Genomic DNA, 15,354 nt, shown 5'->3' on the forward strand with positions numbered 1-15,354 from the left:
TGCATGGCATCGATCATTCTGGAGGCAACCCCAAAACCTTCCGCACTTCCGCGCGCGACAGCTCATAATCCTTCCTGAACTCCTCGCTGGAAAAAAGCGCCGAGGCGATCACCGCAGCCGCGATCTTCCCGGCCTCCACGTCGCTGGGGTAGTGAACCCCGCCGATCAGGCGCTGCCTGGCGAATTCGTCCCCGCGCGCGTACAGCTCTGCCGCCTTTTCCGGCACCATGCCGGCCAGCACGATGGCCGCCAGGTGGCCCCAGGTGCTGTGCCCGCTGGGGTAGGAAGGGCTCGCGGGCCTCGGCAGGCAGGGCTTTATCTCGTCTGAGACGGTGAAGGGCCTGGGGCGGCTCCAGCGGTTCTTCACCTGGGCCACGGCCAAGCTCGCGTCCCTGGACAGGCGCTTGAAGAAGGCCTCGGTCACGGGCAGGGCGTCCTTCTTGAAGCCCGGGCCGAGCACGTCGGCGAAGCGTGTCACCGTCCTCTTCACGTCGGCCTTTGCCGCCTCCTCCTGGGCCGGGGTGCGCGCGGCCTGGAGCTTCAGAAGCTCCGCCAGGTCGGCCTTGGTGGTGGCGGAATCGTCCGCCGGAGCGGGGGCGAGCACGCGCGTCAGGTCGGCCTGGCCGGGTTCGATGTAGTGGCCCCGGCCCGCCAGGGCCAGGCCCGCCAGCAGCAGGCACGACAGCGACAGGACGACGATGCGGCTTTTCATGGGGCGAGCATACAGTATTTGTTTCCCGCGCGCATCATTCCCGGGAGGCCCGGAAGAGGGGGACGCCGCCCGGGCTATTCGCCGGCCCGGGCGGTGTCGTCAAGGGGGTGGGACTGGACTGGACGGTCCTCGCGTCAATTGGCGCGCGAGGCCAGCTGGTCCAGGGAACGGGCCAGCGCGGAGAGACCTGAGCTTTTGAGCATCAGGAAAGGTTTCATGCAGTTCTTGCAGGCTTTCTTCACCACCTGGCAGGCCTCGTGGCTCACGCAGTCCATGGGGCAGATCACCACGTCGGCCGTGGAGAGCTTGCCGTAGAGCTCGGAGGGCGAGTTTTCCACCCCGCCGTCGTGGTGGTGGAAGGTGCAGCCCGCGCGCTCCACCATCTCGCGGTAGTGGCGCACCAGGTTGCAGCGGCCGCCCACGTAGAGCACGTTCTTGCCGGAAATCTCCTGGCAGGGCAGGGCGGAGAGGCTGTGGCAGTGGCCGTCGCGGCAGTCCTCGCCCGCGCAGGTCTGGCCGCCCGGGCGGCAGCCGCCGCCCTCGGCGCAGGGCATGGAGCGCACGAGCTCTACCTCGGCGCGCTCCAGGTCGGCGGAGGTGTCCTCCAGGCGCTCGCGCAACAGGGCGTTCTCGCGGTAGAGTCCCTCGATGAGCGCGGCCTGGCGGCGCGACTCGTCGCGCGCGGCTTCCACCTGGGCGCGCAGCGCGGCCACGTCGGCCTGGGCGTCGCCGGTGCGGGGCAGGGCGGATTCACGCACCCGCCTGGCGAGCTTGAGCCGCTCCAGGCGTTCGTCCTCCAGCTTGTCCTCGAGCTCCTTGACGCGGACCGCCCACTCCATCTTCTGCGTTCTCCTGGCCTGCTGCACGCGGTGTAGGGCCTGGCTCATGTCGTCCAGACGCTGTTCCAGCTTGACGATGCGTTTCAAGTCCGCCCGGTTGGCCGCGCCCATCAGGTGCGAGAGCATGTGGATCTCCCCGAAGGCCTTGTTGAGAAGCTCGTTGCCGGCCCCCGGGTGGGTCATCACGGCCCAGAACGGCCCCGGGATGTCGCCGGACTTCACGCAGTGCTTCCACAGAGCCTCGAGGGCCGTGGGCTCGCCCGCTTTGGCGAAAAGGCGCACGTCCTTGCGGAATTTCTTGTCCAGGTACTTGTTTATGTAGGAGGAGACCGGGGTCTCCTGGCGGCATTCGCGCACGAAGAACGCGTGCAGTTCGTAGTCGGTGGCGTTGGGCTTCACGGTCACGCCCAGCTTGCGCGAGAGCTTCCTTAGCTCCATCATGCTCAGGCAGGTGCCCAGGATCGGGCATTGGTAGTCCTCGTGTTCCCACAGTTTGCGGCGCGCGGGGACCGTCATGTGTGCCTCCTCGGGTGGCGTTGAGCACCGTCTATTGAAAATGATTTTCAATGTCAATAAGGAAAGCCAAAATTGACAACTCCCCGCAGCGGGCGCATAGTCCGCGCGTTTCAGCCATGTCCAAGATAACCATACAGAATCTTTCCAAGTCGCTCGGCGGGCGCGACCTGCTGGCGAACTTCAGCCTGGAGGCCGTGGCGGGCACGCGCCTTGCCGTGGTCGGCCCCAACGGCTGCGGCAAGTCCACGTTCCTCAAGCTCCTGGCGGGCGAGGCCGAGCCCGACGCGGGCAGGGTGATCCTTCCGTCCGGCGCGCGCCTGGGCTACGTGGCCCAGGAGCTGGCCGCCTCCGACCTTGAGGAGCCGCTCCTGGCCTGGGTCATGAGCGCGCTGCCATCCTGGCGCGAGTTCTGGCGCGAGTGGGAGCACGCGAGCCTCTCCGGCGACCAGGCCGCCATGGCCGCTCTCTCGGCCAGGCAGGCCGAGCTCGAGCATTCCCTGGGCTACAACCCGGAGCACCGGGCCAAGGGCATCTTGTCGGGCCTGGGCTTTAACGGCGACGCCTGGCCCAACCCGGTGAAGCTCCTCTCCGGCGGCTGGCGGGAGCGGGCCAAGCTCGCGCGCGTGCTGGTGGCCGGGGCCGACGTGCTGCTTTTGGACGAGCCCACCAACCACCTGGACATCGAGGCCGTGGAGTGGCTGGAGGAATACCTGCTCTGCTTCCCGGGCGTGCTGGTGTTCGTGGCCCACGACCGGATATTTTTGGACCGCGTGGGCACGCACGTGCTCTTTCTGGGCGGTGACAAGCCCGCCCACCGCCAGGGCTCGTTCAGCGACTTCCTGGCCTGGCGCGCCCAGGCCCAGCAGCAGATCCAGGACAAGGTCTCCCAGCTCTCCGGCGCCATAGGCCGCCAGATGGCCTTCGTGAGCCGTTTCGGGGCCAAGGCCACCAAGGCCAGGCAGGCCCAGAGCAAATTGAAGGCCGTGGACCGGCTCCAGAAGGAGCTCGCGGGCGTGGCTTCGGGCATCGAACGCGCCCGGCGCACGCTCGATTTCCGCCTGCCCGAGCCCGTGCGCTCCGACCGCAACGTGCTCTCCGCCGCGGACCTGGAGTTCGCCTTCCCGGGCGGAAAGTCCCTGTGGCCCAAGCTCTCCTTCAACCTCTACCGGGGGCAGAAGGTGGCTCTGGCCGGGCCCAACGGCGCGGGCAAGACCACGCTCCTCAAGTGCGTCACCGGGGAGTTAAGGCCCACGGGCGGCTCCATCAAGATGGGCTCGTCCGTGCGCATGGGCTACTTCAGCCAGCACCAGACCGAGATATTGCGGCCCAACGAGACGGTCATGGGCGAGATCCGCAGGCTCTCCGACCCCCGGGCCTCCACCGAGGAGCTCTGCTCGGTGCTTGGGCTCTTCCTGCTCGGCGAGAGCTACTTCGAGCGCTTCGTGCGCGAGCTCTCCGGGGGCGAGAAGTCCCGCCTGGTGCTGGCGAGCCTCTTTCTGGCCCGGGCCAACTTCCTGGTGCTGGACGAACCCACCAACCACCTGGACCTGGAGACGCGCGAGGCCCTGGTGAACGCGCTCACCGACTACGAGGGCACCATCCTCTTCGTGGCCCACGACCGGTATCTCCTCTCCGAGGCGGCCGAGGTTGTCTGGACCGTCGGGCCGGACGGGCTCTCGGAGTTCCTGGGCGGCTACGAGGCCTACGAGCGCCACTTGAAGGAGCAGGCCAAGGCGGCCTGCGAGCTTTCCGCGCAGCCCAAGGTCAAGGCCGAGACGCGCGAGAGCCGCCAGGCCGAGAAGCGCCGCCAGGCCGAGGAGCGAAACGCCATCTCCCGCGAGCTCAAGCCCCTGAAGGACCGCTACGCGAAGCTCGAAACGGAGCTCGAGCAGGCCCTCAACCGCCAGCACGACGTGGAGCAGGTCATGGCCGACCCGGCCACCTACGCCGACGCGGCCAGATTCTCGGAGCTCTCCAAGGAGTACCACGTCCTCAAGGAGCAGGGCGACACCCTGGTGCTCGAGCTTGCCGACCTGGAGGAGCGCATGGCCGCCCTGGAGACGCGCAGGGAGGCCCTGTGATCGACGTGGTGGCGGGCATACTCTGGAAGGATGGCCGCTACCTGGGCGTCAGGCGGCCCGAGGGCAAGGCCCACGCGGGCTTGTGGGAGTTTCCGGGCGGCAAGGTGGAGCCCGGAGAGGACCCGGCCGCCGCGCTTGTGCGCGAGCTTGAGGAAGAGCTGGATATCCGGGTGCTTGAGGTGGATTTCTGGCGGGAAAAAATTCACGAGTACCCCTCCTGCACTGTCCGCTTGTTTTTTTTCCATATCCGTGATTTCAAAGGTGTCCCCCGTCCGCTCGAAGGCCAGGGGCTTCGCTGGCTGATCCCGGACGAAGCCGTGGACCTGCCGTTTCTCGAGGCCGACAGGGACATCGTCGAGGACCTTCGGGCGCTGTAGCGCCCGGCCGCACACCAACTTCCGCGACGGAGCCTTCCTTGCGCATCGACACTTTGCTCAACAAGGGCAAGAAGTTCATATCCCTCGAGTTCTTCCCCCCCAAGGAGAAGGACGCCTGGCCCGCCTTCTTCTACGAGGCGGGCAAGCTCTCCATCCTGGACCCGCTGTTCGTGTCCGTGACCTACGGCGCGGGCGGCTCCACCCAGGCCAACACCCTGGAACTGGTCACGCGCTTCTCGCGCGATTTGGGCCAGAACCCCATGGCCCACCTGACCTGCGTGGGCGCCTCCGAGGATTCGCTGCGCTCGTTCCTCGATTCGCTGGCCGAGGCCGGGGTGGACAACGTGCTCGCCCTGCGCGGGGACCCGCCCCACGGCCAGGCCGACTTCAAGCCCGAGAACGCCGCCTTCCAGCACGCCTCGGACCTGGCCGCGTTCATCCGCGACGCCTACCCTGACATGTGCATCGGCGTGGCTGGCTACCCCGAGAAGCACCCCCAGGCCGCGAGCCTGGACGAGGACATCGACTACCTGGGCCTCAAGGTGAAAAACGGCGGCTGCTTCGCGATCACGCAGCTCTTTTTCGACAACGACCACTATTTCCGTTTCGTGGAGAGGTGCCGCGCCCGGGGCGTCGGCGTGCCCATCGTACCCGGGGTGCTGCCGATACTGAACCTGGCCTCGGTCAAGCGCATCCTCTCGCTTTGCGGGGCCACCCTCCCGGCGGAGTACCTCGCCCGCCTGGAAGCCGCCAACGACCAGGGCGGGGCCGACGCCGTTCGGGAGCTGGGCGTGGAATACGCCCGCGAGCAGTGCAGGGACCTTCTTGAGCGCGGCGCGCCCGGCGTGCACCTCTACACGCTCAACAAGGCCCAGGCCTGCCTGGATATCGTGAAGGGACTGAATCTCGACCAATAAACGGGCCGAAGCCTCCGTCAGCCAGGAGGCGCGAGCCGCCGGCAGGAAGGCGGCGCGGCCCGTCAATACCAAGGAGCCTGCCATGTCCAAGCTCGTCGTCGCCGTCGCCGGAGCCACCGGCGCAGTCGGCCGGGAAATGCTCAAGACCCTCGAGCAGCGCGATTTCCCCGCCAGCGAAGTGATCGCCCTCGCTTCCTCCCGCTCGGCCGGGACCACCGTGCCCTTCAAGGACGGCGAACTGACCGTGCGCGAGATGACCCCCGAGAGCTTCAAGGGCGTCAACCTGGCCCTTTTTTCCGCAGGCGGCTCCACCTCCAAGCAGTTCGCGCCCCACGCCGTGAAGAGCGGCTGCGTGGTGGTGGACAACTCCAGCGCCTGGCGCATGGACCCCAAGGTGCCCCTGGTGGTGCCCGAGGTGAACTCCCACGACCTGGAGTGGCACACCGGCATCATCGCCAACCCCAACTGCTCCACCATCCAGATGGTCGTTGCCTTGAAGCCCCTGCACGACGCCTGGACCATCAAGCGCGTGGTCGTCTCCACCTACCAGGCCGTCTCCGGCACGGGCCAGAAGGCCATCACCGAGCTCGAGACCCAGGTGCGCCAGATGTTCAACGGCATCGACCCCGAGGTGAAGGTCTACCCGCACCAGATCGCGTTCAACTGCCTGCCGCAGATCGACGTGTTCTCGCTTGGCGACTACACCTTCGAAGAAATCAAGATGATCAAGGAGACCGCCAAGATCATGGGCGACGACTCCATCAAGGTGACCGCCACCACCGTGCGCGTGCCCGTGTTCTACGGCCACTCCGAGTCGGTGAACCTGGAGTTCGAGAAGCCCTGCTCGGCCAGGGAGGCCCGCGCCATCCTGAGCCAGGCCCCGGGCGTGCAGGTGTACGACAACCCCAATGAGAAGATGTACCCCATGCCCATCATGGCCGCCGGGGAGGACGAGGTCTTCGTCGGGCGCATCCGTGAGGACGACACCGTGGACTCGGGCCTGAACATGTGGATCGTGGCCGACAACATCCGCAAGGGCGCGGCCTTGAACGCCGTCCAGATCGCCGAGCGCCTGATCGAGATGGACAGGCTCAAGGTGTAGCGTGCAGGTACTGGACTCAAAGGACTACCTGGCCCGCATGCTCGCCGCCCCCAGGCCCGGGGCGGGGCAGGTGCTGGCCTTCTACGAGCACCGGGTCGGCGCGATCTGCAAGGACCCGGCGCTCATGCTCATGCCCTGGGACGACCACCTGGTGCACCGGGGCGACGGCGTGTTCGAGACCGTCAAATGGGTCAACGGCCGCGTCTACCTGCTTAACGAGCACCTGGCGCGCATGGAGCGCTCGGGCAAGGCCATCGACCTCGCCCCGCCGTGCCCCTGGGCCGAGGTGCGCGAGATCGTGCTGGAGCTCGGCCGGGCCTGCGAGACCGAAATGGGGCTCTACCGCATCCTGCTCGGGCGCGGCCCGGGCGGGTTCGGCATCTTCCCCTCCGAATGCCCGGAGTCGAGCCTCTACGTGGCCGCCTACAGCTACTCGCCCAAGCCCGAGAGCGTGTACGAGCGCGGCGTGACCGCTTTCCGCACCTCCATCCCGGCCAAGCAGAGCTACCTGGCCACCATCAAGAGCATCGACTACCTGCCCAACGTGCTGATGAAGAAGGAAGCCGTGGCCAAGGGCAAGGACTTCCCGGTGTGCTTCGACTCGCGCGGCTTCATGGCCGAAGGGGCCACCGAGAACATCGCCCTGGTGGACGAGAGCGGGTGCGTCACCGTGCCCAAGCTGGACAACGCCCTCTCGGGCACCACCATGCTCCGGGTGCTGGAGCTGGCCCGGGGCGAGATACCGCACTGCTACAAGTCCATCAGCGAGGAAGACATCCGCGCGGCCAAGGAGATGCTGGTGCTCGGCACCACGGCCCAGGTCATCCCGGTGGTGGAGTACAACGAGCGGCCCGTGGGGGACGGCAGGCCCGGCCCTGTCGGGCGCAGGCTTCTCGAAATGCTGAGAAAGGACGAGTTCGAGAACGGCGTGCCGCTCTGAGGGCGCGACGTGTTGACGAAACGAAGAGGGGGCCTTGCGGCCCCCTTTTTCATTGCTTGGTTTCCATGGACTCCAGGAGCCATCTTGAGTCGGCCACGGTTTCGTCGCGGCTGAAGGTCCAGACCTCCGAGAGCTTGCGCGGGGCCTGGGCCTTGGGGTCGTCGCTCAGGGTCGCCTCGTAGGCCACCTGCACCTCGGTGCGCTTGCCGTCGCGCTTGAGGTCCAGCACGCTGGCTTCCACCAGGAGCACCGTGACCTCCTCGCGTTCGATGCGCGAGGCGGCCATGGCCTCGAAGCGGCTCATCATCTCCGGGGCCGCGAACTGGCGCAGGTCGGCCAGGTCCCTGGCGGCCCAGGACTGCTTGATGCGCCCGTAGATCACCTTGGCCCCGCTCAAGAACTCGCGTTCGTTGAAGGTGCCCGGCTCGTCGGGCACGTGGCTCTCCTTGGCGTGCAGGGCCTTCCCGGGTTCGCCGGTCAGGTACTCCCAGGCTGCCTGGGCCCGGCGGCTGCGGTTGTCGCGCGTGTCCTCCTCGCCGCCGTCGTCGCCGTCCTCGCGCCCGGGCGGGGCGTCGTAGGGGTCGTCGTCCTCGTCGCGCTTCTTGCGGGCGAGGTTGTTGAAGATGCGCCAGACCACGTAGCAGGCGATGCCGATGAACAGGAAGTCCAGCGCGCCCATGGCCGCCCGGGCGGGGCCGTCCCCGGCCGCGAGGGCCCGGCTCGCGGGCTGGGCGAGCGTAAGCAGAAGAAGGGTGAGCCGTGCGCTGGGCATCGTCGTCAGGAGATGAGCCCGAGGTTCTTCAGCAGGTGCAGGAGCATCTGCTTGTCGATGGGCTTGGGCACGTAGGAGGTCGCTCCGCCCTTGTAGTAGGCCTCGACCACGTTCTTGGGATCGTCCAGGGCGGTGGTCATGATCACCTTGGCCTCGTCCACGGGGGAGATGCTCTTCTCGCGCTCGAAGGCCCTGATGCGCTTGAGCGCGGTCTGGCCGTCCATCTCTGGCATCATGATGTCCATGCAGATCAGGTCGTAGGGTTCGCCGTCCTCCAGGGCGCGCGTGAAGGCCTCGATGGCCTCGACGCCGTTGACGGCGATGTCGACCTCTCCATACGGCGAGAGAATTTTCTGCAGCAGCTTCCTGCTGGCGAAATCGTCTTCCACCACGAGCGCTTTCATCAAAACTACCTCCGGACGCGGTGATCCTTTCTGTTCGATTTACAAGGATAGCCAGGGTCTGACAAGGGTTAGTTCTTGAAAATGCCGCCGCGTTCAGGCACTGCACCCGGGCCGACACTTGCGAGGTGGACCGTGCCGACAAAGCACCTGGACTGGTTCGAAACCTTCGTGGCGGGCTTCAACACCGGCGAGCCCGTGCACGACGAACATATCGGGCTCAAGCGCGAGCACTCCCTCAAGGTCCTGGCCGAGGCCGAGGCCGTGGCCGGGGGGATCGGCCTGCCGCCGGAACTCCTGCGCACCTGCCGCCTGGCCGCGCTCTACCACGACGCGGGCCGCTTCCCCCAGTACGCAACCTACGGCACCTTCAAGGACCGCGACTCCACGGACCACGCGCTCCTGGGCGTGCGCACGCTCAGGCGCCACGGGGCGCTGGCAGGGGAGGACGCCGGGACGCGCGCGTTGGTGCTCGGGGCCGTAGCCATGCACAACCGGCGCGTGGTGCCCGCGCGCCTGTCCACCGGCCTGGACACCGTGACCCGCGTGGTGCGCGACGCCGACAAGCTGGACATCGTGCGCATCATGCTCGGGCACATGGGCCCGGAGGGCAAGCACTCGGACGTGGTGCTCCTGAGCGTCTCCGACGACCCGGAGCGCTACACCGAGGCCATCGTGGAGCAGGTCCGGGCCGGGCGCATCGGCGACTACGCGCTCATGCGCTACGAGAACGATTTCAAGCTCCTGATGCTCAGCTGGGTCTTCGACCTGAACTTCCGGCCGGCGCGCCGGGCCTTCCTGGAGCGGGGCTTCGCCGGGAGCCTCTTCGGGCTTTTGCCGCGCACCCCGGAGTTGACTGCGCTGGAAGACCGGATTTATGACCACTTGAATAGCTAGGGTTCTTCGTTCAACGCAATCTCATTGGAGCCGTTCATGGCGCAATCAGAGACTCCCATGGTCAGGCTCGACGTGGCAGCGGTGGTGTCCGGCCTGGAGGAGCACCTCCGCAGGGACCGCCAGTGCCTCAAGCAGCTCAAGGCCACCATCATCCAGCAGTTCTCCTCTGGCTCCGAGGCCATCGACTTCCTGGGCGTCCAGGACGTGGACCTGGTGGTGCTCGACTCCATGCTGGCGGACATGGACGGGGTGAAGTTCCTGAAGCTTTTGCGCCTGAACATGAACCTCAAGGACACCCCGGTGGTCATGGTCACCAGCGAGGGCAAGAAGGACAGGGTCCTGGAGGCCATCGCCGCGGGCGTGGACGGCTACGTGCTGCGGCCCTATTCCCTGGAGACCTTCCAGCGCCACATGCTGCGCGCGCTCAAGGTGGACAAGCTCGTGGAGATCGAGACCGCCCAGCTCCAGGAGGGCAAGCGCCTGCTGGCCGCCGGCAAGTACGACGACGCCATCGAGACCTTCGAGGAACTGGTCAGCGAGGAGAACCAGGCCCAGAAATACTACGACATGGGCTGCAAGTACCTCTTCAAGCAGAAGTACGGCCAGGCCATCCTGGCCTTCAAGAAGGCCGTGAAGATAAACGAGCTCTTCGCCGAGGCCTACAAGGGCCTGGCCGAGGCCTACCGGGGCAGGGGCGACCTGGAGAGCTACAAGGCCTACCTCCAGAAGGCCGCCGAGACCTTCGCCCATTTCAACAGGCTGGAGGAGACCAAGGAGCTCTTCATCGAGGTGCTCAAGTACGACGCCGCCAGCCCCAACCCCTTCAACACCCTCGGCGTGAAGCTGAGGAAGGCCGGGGACCTGCCCGGGGCCCTGCACGCCTACCGCCAGGCCCTGGAGCTCACCCCGGACGACGAGAACATCCACTTCAACATGGCCAAGGCCATGTTCTTCATGGGCGATTCGGTGGGGGCCCAGGACGCGGTGCTGAAAGCCCTGTGGATCAACAACAACTTCACAGAAGGCCTCAAGCTGCACCTGAAGCTCTTCGGGCGCGAGTTCAGGCCGCCCAAGGGCGCGGCCATGCCCGGCGGGCCGCCGTCCACGGGCACGCTGGACAGCGTCCAGGACATCTGAGCGGGCCCGCTCCGGACCTGCGCGTCCCCGGGCTCGGCGAAGCGCCCGGCCCCTGAAGCGCGCCGCCTTACAGCGCGGCCGCCAGCTCCCTGGCCTTGGCCAAGGCCTCGGTCCTCCTGCCCGCCACGGTGGCCTCCCCGGCCAGCGTGGCCTCCATCCGCACCGAGCGGATGTCGAACAGCCCGACATAATTGAGGATCATCTCAAGGTACGGCCTCTGGTGGTCCATGACCTGCGACGCGCTGCCCGGCGGGTACTGCCCGCCGCTGGCGTAGGCGATGAACACGGGCCTGTCCTCGATCAGGCCGAACGCGCCGTCGTCGTTCACGCCGAAGGAGAGCCCCGGCTGCACGATCAGGTCGATGTAGTGCTTGAGCCGGTAGGGCAGGCTGAAGTTCCACATGGGCACGGCCATGACGAGCATGGAGCAGGCCTTGAGCTCGTCCACGTACCCCTTCACCGCCTCCCAGGCCTTGAACTGCGCCGGGTCGTGGGTGAGGCCGTGCAGCACGTTGTACTTGGCCTGGAGGGTCGGGCCGTCGAAGGGCGGCAGGTCTTCCTCGAAGAGGTTCCTGGTGCGCACCACCGCTTCGGCGCGCTTTTCCAGCAGGGTTTCCAGGAAGGCGTCGGCCACGGCCACGGAGTGCGACCTGGGGCCGCGCGGCGAGGCCTTGAGGTAGAGGATGTAGCGCATGGTGGGCTCCCGGTTCGGGGGTTGTCCTCGAGCTATCCCCGTTTTCGGGCCCGAAGACAACAGGGGCGCCCCGTTTTTCAGCCCTCGTCCAGGAGCGACCCCAGCTCGCTCCTCTTCAGCGCCTCGCGGTCGAAATGGGAGCGCAGCTCCTTGTCCATGGGGAAGATGCGCTTCTTGCGCAGGTATGCCAGGAAGGCCAGGGCCTCGCGGAAACCCGCCTCCAGGGACAGGCAGTCCTTGAGCGAGGCGTAGGCCATCTCCGTGTCGCCCTTCTCGAACCAGGCCCGGGCGATGTTCAGAAGCAGGTTCTCGTCGTCGGCGCAGAGGTCGCGGGCACGCTGGTAGAAGGCCAGGGCCTCCTCGAAGAGCCCCTTCTTGCGCATGGCGATGCCGAACTCGTTGAAGAGGTGCTTGTGCTCGGGCAGGAAGCTCTCCTCCATGTTCACCAGCTTCTCGAAGGCGTAGCGGCCTTTCTCCAACTGGTTGAGCGCCAGGTAGGCGAGCCCAAGGCCGAAATTGCCCCTGATGTTCTCCTCGTCGATGCGCAGCACCTTCAGGTACTCGATCTTTGCCTCCACGTTCTTGCCCTGCTCGCGGAAGCTGTCGCCCGTGAGCACGCGCTGCGTGAGCAGGCGGTAGCCCAGGTCCGGCTCCAGGGTGAAGGCCTCCAGGAAGGCGGCCTTGGGCATGGCGTGCTTCCTGGCCGTGGGCAGGCAATGCTCGTCCAGCAGCTGGATGCTTATGAGCCCGTCGGCCATTTCGCGCGCGAACCAGTAGAGCTTGGGGACGGCGGGGTCGGGCTCGCTTCCCGGCATGGAGGGCGAGGAGAAGACCCCCCTGAGCTTGGAGGTGCCGGGCGCTGGCCCGCAGTCGAGTGTTTCGCGGGCGTCGCTCAAGGGTTGATGAGCACGACCACGCGGCGGTTGCGGGCCTGGTTTTCGGGCAGGGGCTGCCCTTGGGCGGTGTCGTTGGGGGCCACGGGCCTGGTGTCGGCGAAACCCGCGATCCGCAGGCGCGAGGGCGCGACGCCCCTGTCGATGAGGTAGCGGGCCACGCGGGCGGCCCGGGCGGCGGAGAGCTCCCAGTTGGAGGGGTAGACGAAGGACTGGATGGGCAGGTTGTCCGTGTGGCCCTCCACGGTGACGCTGTAGGGGGTCTGGGTGAGGGACGCCGCGATGGAGTCGAGGTAGGGGATGGACGCCGGGCGCAGGTCCGCGCTGGCGCGGTCGAAGAGCACCGCGCCCTTGAGGGTCACGGCGTAGCCGCCCTCGCGCTTCTCCACCTGCACCCCGGAGGGGTCCTTGGCGAACCTGAGGCCCAGCTCCGCGCCCAGTTCGTCGATGGTTTTGGGCGCGCGGGAGGCCTGCTGCGGCGCGGTCTGGCCGCCGCCCGGCCCTGCCGGGAAGCCCAGGCCCTCGCCAGGAGGCGCGCCCGGCACGGGCTGGTAGACCTGCGGGGGCAGGGAGGGCTGGACCACGGGGTAGAGCTGGCCCCCGGCCTGGGGCTCGGGCGCGAGCGACGAGCCCAGCGGGCGCTTGTCCGCGGAGTCCCTGTTGCGGGCCTTCTCGGTCTTGAGCGCCTCCTCCAGGGAGTCGGCCACCTTGTGGTAGCGCTCCTGGTCCAGGTGGGAGACCGAGAGCATCAGCACGAAGAAGCACAGGAGCAGGGTGAGCAGGTCCGCCAGCGAGACGAACCAGGTTCCCTCGTCCTCGTCCTTGAGTCTTCCCCGCAGTTTGGACAGCTTGAGCATGTGGACCTCAAACCCCGCCGGGCCGCGTCCGGGCGCGTCAGGGCTTGATGTTGATGGAGGCCCAGCGCCTGGGGGGCAGGTAGGCCTTGAGCTTTTCGAAGACGATGGCCGCCGGGGTCTTGTCCTTGATGAAGAGCACACCGTCGCGGATCACGCACATGAGCAGCACGCGCTCCTCGATGCGTTTCTCCACCTTCACGGCGATGGGCAGAAACAGCAGGTTGGAGAGCAGGATGCCGTAGAGAGTGGTGGTCAGGGCCACGGCCATGTGCTGGCCCAGCGCGCCGAGCCCGCCCCCGCCCATGACCTGCATGAGGCCGATGAAGCCGATGAGCGTGCCGATGAGCCCGTAGGCCGGGGAGAGCTTGGCCATGGTGCGGTAGATGCCCGCGGCCGAGATCTCCTGCTGGTAGGTCTGCTCGATGCGCGTCTCCAGGATTTCCTTGATCTCCTCGCGGGAGTAGCCGTCCACGAGCATCTGCAGGGCGTTCTGCAGGAATTCGTTCTCGATGCCGGGCAGGGCCTTCTCCAGGTGCACCCGGCCCCGGGTGGAGGCTTCGCGCGCGATATGCACGATGGACTCGATGTAGTTGCCGATGGGCAGTTCCTCGCGCTTCAAGGCCGTGAGGAAGATGTTGAACACCCGGGCCACTTCCTTGAGCGGGAAGCAGATGAACGTGGAGGCCAGGGTGCCGCCCAGGACGATGGCCAGGCCCGGGAGGTTCACGAACACCCGCGCCGAGTCCGTGGCGAAATACGTGGCCGTCCCCAGGATGATCACGCCCGAGACGAAGCCTATGACCGTGGCGATGTTCACGCCTTGAGCCCCTTCATGGTTTTGATGAGCTCCAGGAGCTCCTCCTCGACGTCGGCGGCCTCGGCCGGGTCGGGTTCGCCGCGCCCGGCGACCTCCTCCTTGACCACGGCCGCGATCTTCTTGGAGAGGTTCTGGAAGATCTTGGCCCGGGCCTCCTCGCCGGCCACGGACACGAGCACGGACACCTTGTAGAAGCCCAGGCGCGAAAGCGCCTCCTCGAGGGTGGCGTTGTCCACGCCTGCGATGTCGTCCACGCCCTGGAGGTCCTCGATCTTGAGCCGGGGCTTCTTTACGCGCTGGAAGAACTCCGCGCCCTTCTTCTCGGCGAAGGCCCAGGCGGAATTCTTGTGGAAATAGAAGATGTTCTCCGGAATTTCGCCGTAGGCGATCTTCTTGAGGACGTTCTCGGGCTTGGCCTGCACGTGGGCCGCGAAGTCGTCCAGGTCCACGAACTCGAGTTCGGTGACGCAGGACTCCTGGCTGTCGCGGGCAAGATTCTTGACCACCGAGGCGAAGCGCTCCGCGTCGGGGATCAGGAGCAGGCGCTCCTTCACGTAGTCGCTGGACTTCTTCATGGTGCCGAGCAGCGGGTCCTTGCGGTAGTAGGAGCCCTTGATGTCGGTGATCTCCACCACGTGCACCTTGGAGAGCTTCTCCAGTATCTCGTCGATCTCGGCCTGGGTGACGAGCAGGATGTCCTTGATCGTCTTGGAGAGGTCCGCCGTGGAGAGTTGCGCGGCCTCGCTCTTGGGCGTGTTTCTGGCCGCCGCGCGCCAGGCCAGCAGGATCACGTTGCACACCGAGGCGAAGGTGTTGGCGCAGGGCCGCTCCGCCACGCGGGAGTTGAGCGCGCGCACCCGCTCCACCAGGTAGGTGGTGATGATCTGCACCGGGCGCGGGCTTTTCAAAAGCAGCGTGTGCAGGAGGTTCTGGTCCAGGACTATTGTTTCGGTGTACTCGAGGGCTTCGGCCGATGCGGTGCGCTTTTCCTCGGTGATGACGCCCATCTCGCCGAATATTTGTCCCGGGCGCAGGATGCCCAGGGTGATGCGCTTGTTGCCGGAGATGCGGTAGAGCGCCACAGCTCCCTGCTTGATGATGTACGCCTCGTTGCTGGACTGGCCCTCTTTGTAGATGACCTGCCCCTTGTGGAAGCTCTTGGTCTTGTCCCCCACTTCAGGTGTCTTCATCGCCGCTTTACGCTCCAATTGGCTCTCCCTGTCGTCTCGTGACGGTCCGGCCGGCTCACTTTCAGATGCGGCGGGAGGCAGGATGTGTCAACAGGCACGGGTCCGGGCAGCCGTGCGTTGGGCGATGCTTCGCCAACCTAGACAGTCTATCCTCAAAGCATCCCGAAGACAAGGCGGGGTCCGTGCGGGTTTGAAAACATTTACTAATACCG

At 66.6% G+C, this 15,354-nt stretch carries 16 protein-coding genes; 7 read left to right on the plus strand and 9 right to left on the minus strand.

Going from position 1 to position 15,354, the window contains the following annotated elements; all coding sequences use genetic code 11:
• Positions 1 to 13: 13 nt before the first annotated feature.
• Together ACZ5V4_RS17115 and ACZ5V4_RS17120 are read right to left on the minus strand one after the other, a co-directional pair.
• Positions 14 to 712 carry an acid phosphatase gene (locus ACZ5V4_RS17115; protein WP_464316082.1) on the minus strand — a complete coding sequence of 233 codons (699 nt, stop codon included), beginning with the start codon at positions 710 to 712 and terminating at the stop codon, positions 14 to 16.
• Positions 713 to 846: 134 nt separating this feature from the next.
• Positions 847 to 2,067 carry a DUF2325 domain-containing protein gene (locus ACZ5V4_RS17120; RefSeq protein WP_464316083.1) on the minus strand — a complete coding sequence of 407 codons (1,221 nt, stop codon included), beginning with the start codon at positions 2,065 to 2,067 and terminating at the stop codon, positions 847 to 849.
• 116 nt (positions 2,068 to 2,183) lie between these two features.
• On the opposite strand from ACZ5V4_RS17120, the gene ACZ5V4_RS17125 reads away from it, so the two are divergent.
• The 5 genes from ACZ5V4_RS17125 to ACZ5V4_RS17145 all read left to right on the plus strand — a co-directional run bounded on the left by ACZ5V4_RS17125 (position 2,184) and on the right by ACZ5V4_RS17145 (position 7,484).
• Positions 2,184 to 4,148 (plus strand): ABC-F family ATP-binding cassette domain-containing protein, encoded by a 1,965-nt coding sequence (locus ACZ5V4_RS17125; protein ID WP_464316084.1) that lies wholly within the window; start codon positions 2,184 to 2,186, stop codon positions 4,146 to 4,148.
• Complete coding sequence (locus ACZ5V4_RS17130) at positions 4,145 to 4,525, plus strand: (deoxy)nucleoside triphosphate pyrophosphohydrolase (protein ID WP_464316085.1); 381 nt, start codon at positions 4,145 to 4,147, stop codon at positions 4,523 to 4,525. Before ACZ5V4_RS17125 ends, ACZ5V4_RS17130 begins: the two co-directional genes overlap by 4 nt.
• A 38-nt stretch (positions 4,526 to 4,563) precedes the next feature.
• On the plus strand, positions 4,564 to 5,442 hold the full coding sequence (metF, locus tag ACZ5V4_RS17135; protein WP_464316086.1) for a methylenetetrahydrofolate reductase [NAD(P)H]: 879 nt from the start codon (positions 4,564 to 4,566) through the stop codon (positions 5,440 to 5,442).
• 82 nt (positions 5,443 to 5,524) lie between these two features.
• Positions 5,525 to 6,544 carry an aspartate-semialdehyde dehydrogenase gene (locus tag ACZ5V4_RS17140; protein ID WP_464316087.1) on the plus strand — a complete coding sequence of 340 codons (1,020 nt, stop codon included), beginning with the start codon at positions 5,525 to 5,527 and terminating at the stop codon, positions 6,542 to 6,544.
• 1 nt (position 6,545) lies between these two features.
• Complete coding sequence (locus tag ACZ5V4_RS17145; RefSeq protein ID WP_464316088.1) at positions 6,546 to 7,484, plus strand: aminotransferase class IV; 939 nt, start codon at positions 6,546 to 6,548, stop codon at positions 7,482 to 7,484.
• A 49-nt stretch (positions 7,485 to 7,533) separates the two neighbouring features.
• On the opposite strand, the gene ACZ5V4_RS17150 is transcribed toward ACZ5V4_RS17145, so the two are convergent.
• Together ACZ5V4_RS17150 and ACZ5V4_RS17155 are read right to left on the minus strand one after the other, a co-directional pair.
• Positions 7,534 to 8,256, minus strand: a complete 723-nt coding sequence (locus tag ACZ5V4_RS17150; RefSeq protein ID WP_464316089.1) for a Tim44 domain-containing protein — start codon at positions 8,254 to 8,256, stop codon at positions 7,534 to 7,536.
• A gap of 5 nt (positions 8,257 to 8,261) precedes the next feature.
• Complete coding sequence (locus tag ACZ5V4_RS17155) at positions 8,262 to 8,660, minus strand: response regulator (protein WP_464316090.1); 399 nt, start codon at positions 8,658 to 8,660, stop codon at positions 8,262 to 8,264.
• 132 nt (positions 8,661 to 8,792) lie between these two features.
• Between ACZ5V4_RS17155 and ACZ5V4_RS17160 the strand changes: the two genes are divergently transcribed.
• Both ACZ5V4_RS17160 and ACZ5V4_RS17165 read left to right on the plus strand, forming a co-directional pair.
• On the plus strand, positions 8,793 to 9,554 hold the full coding sequence (locus ACZ5V4_RS17160; protein WP_464316091.1) for an HD domain-containing protein: 762 nt from the start codon (positions 8,793 to 8,795) through the stop codon (positions 9,552 to 9,554).
• Positions 9,555 to 9,590: 36 nt separating this feature from the next.
• A complete protein-coding gene (locus tag ACZ5V4_RS17165) occupies positions 9,591 to 10,691 on the plus strand; it encodes a tetratricopeptide repeat protein (protein WP_464316092.1) in 1,101 nt (366 codons plus the stop codon).
• Between the two features lie 67 nt (positions 10,692 to 10,758).
• Here ACZ5V4_RS17165 and ACZ5V4_RS17170 read toward each other — a convergent pair whose 3' ends face one another.
• The 5 genes from ACZ5V4_RS17170 to ACZ5V4_RS17190 all read right to left on the minus strand — a co-directional run bounded on the left by ACZ5V4_RS17170 (position 10,759) and on the right by ACZ5V4_RS17190 (position 15,142).
• Positions 10,759 to 11,385, minus strand: a complete 627-nt coding sequence (locus ACZ5V4_RS17170; RefSeq protein WP_464316093.1) for an FMN-dependent NADH-azoreductase — start codon at positions 11,383 to 11,385, stop codon at positions 10,759 to 10,761.
• 77 nt (positions 11,386 to 11,462) lie between these two features.
• On the minus strand, positions 11,463 to 12,281 hold the full coding sequence (locus ACZ5V4_RS17175) for a tetratricopeptide repeat protein (RefSeq protein ID WP_464316094.1): 819 nt from the start codon (positions 12,279 to 12,281) through the stop codon (positions 11,463 to 11,465).
• Positions 12,278 to 13,135, minus strand: coding sequence for an OmpA family protein (locus ACZ5V4_RS17180; protein ID WP_464316095.1), 858 nt, complete (start codon positions 13,133 to 13,135; stop codon positions 12,278 to 12,280). The genes ACZ5V4_RS17175 and ACZ5V4_RS17180 overlap by 4 nt, the downstream gene beginning before the upstream one ends.
• Before the next feature lie 37 nt (positions 13,136 to 13,172).
• Entirely contained in the window at positions 13,173 to 13,952 is a 780-nt protein-coding gene (locus ACZ5V4_RS17185; RefSeq protein ID WP_464316096.1) for a motility protein A, read from the minus strand.
• Positions 13,949 to 15,142 (minus strand): cyclic nucleotide-binding domain-containing protein, encoded by a 1,194-nt coding sequence (locus ACZ5V4_RS17190; RefSeq protein WP_464316097.1) that lies wholly within the window; start codon positions 15,140 to 15,142, stop codon positions 13,949 to 13,951. The genes ACZ5V4_RS17185 and ACZ5V4_RS17190 overlap by 4 nt, the downstream gene beginning before the upstream one ends.
• Positions 15,143 to 15,354: the final 212 nt, after the last annotated feature.

It is taken from the genome of Fundidesulfovibrio sp. YSD1, assembly GCF_055397115.1.

Excerpts from the sequence above, each read along its gene's own strand:
- ACZ5V4_RS17115 (WP_464316082.1), bottom strand. The coding sequence starts at position 712 with ATGAAAAGCCGCATCGTCGTCCTGTCGCTGTCGTGCCTGCTGCTGGCG.
- ACZ5V4_RS17190 (WP_464316097.1), bottom strand. The coding sequence starts at position 15,142 with ATGAAGACACCTGAAGTGGGGGACAAGACCAAGAGCTTCCACAAGGGG.
- ACZ5V4_RS17180 (WP_464316095.1), bottom strand. The coding sequence starts at position 13,135 with ATGCTCAAGCTGTCCAAACTGCGGGGAAGACTCAAGGACGAGGACGAG.
- ACZ5V4_RS17120 (WP_464316083.1), bottom strand. The coding sequence starts at position 2,067 with ATGACGGTCCCCGCGCGCCGCAAACTGTGGGAACACGAGGACTACCAA.
- ACZ5V4_RS17165 (WP_464316092.1), top strand. The coding sequence starts at position 9,591 with ATGGCGCAATCAGAGACTCCCATGGTCAGGCTCGACGTGGCAGCGGTG.
- ACZ5V4_RS17125 (WP_464316084.1), top strand. The coding sequence starts at position 2,184 with ATGTCCAAGATAACCATACAGAATCTTTCCAAGTCGCTCGGCGGGCGC.
- ACZ5V4_RS17150 (WP_464316089.1), bottom strand. The coding sequence starts at position 8,256 with ATGCCCAGCGCACGGCTCACCCTTCTTCTGCTTACGCTCGCCCAGCCC.
- ACZ5V4_RS17170 (WP_464316093.1), bottom strand. The coding sequence starts at position 11,385 with ATGCGCTACATCCTCTACCTCAAGGCCTCGCCGCGCGGCCCCAGGTCG.
- ACZ5V4_RS17155 (WP_464316090.1), bottom strand. The coding sequence starts at position 8,660 with ATGAAAGCGCTCGTGGTGGAAGACGATTTCGCCAGCAGGAAGCTGCTG.
- ACZ5V4_RS17140 (WP_464316087.1), top strand. The coding sequence starts at position 5,525 with ATGTCCAAGCTCGTCGTCGCCGTCGCCGGAGCCACCGGCGCAGTCGGC.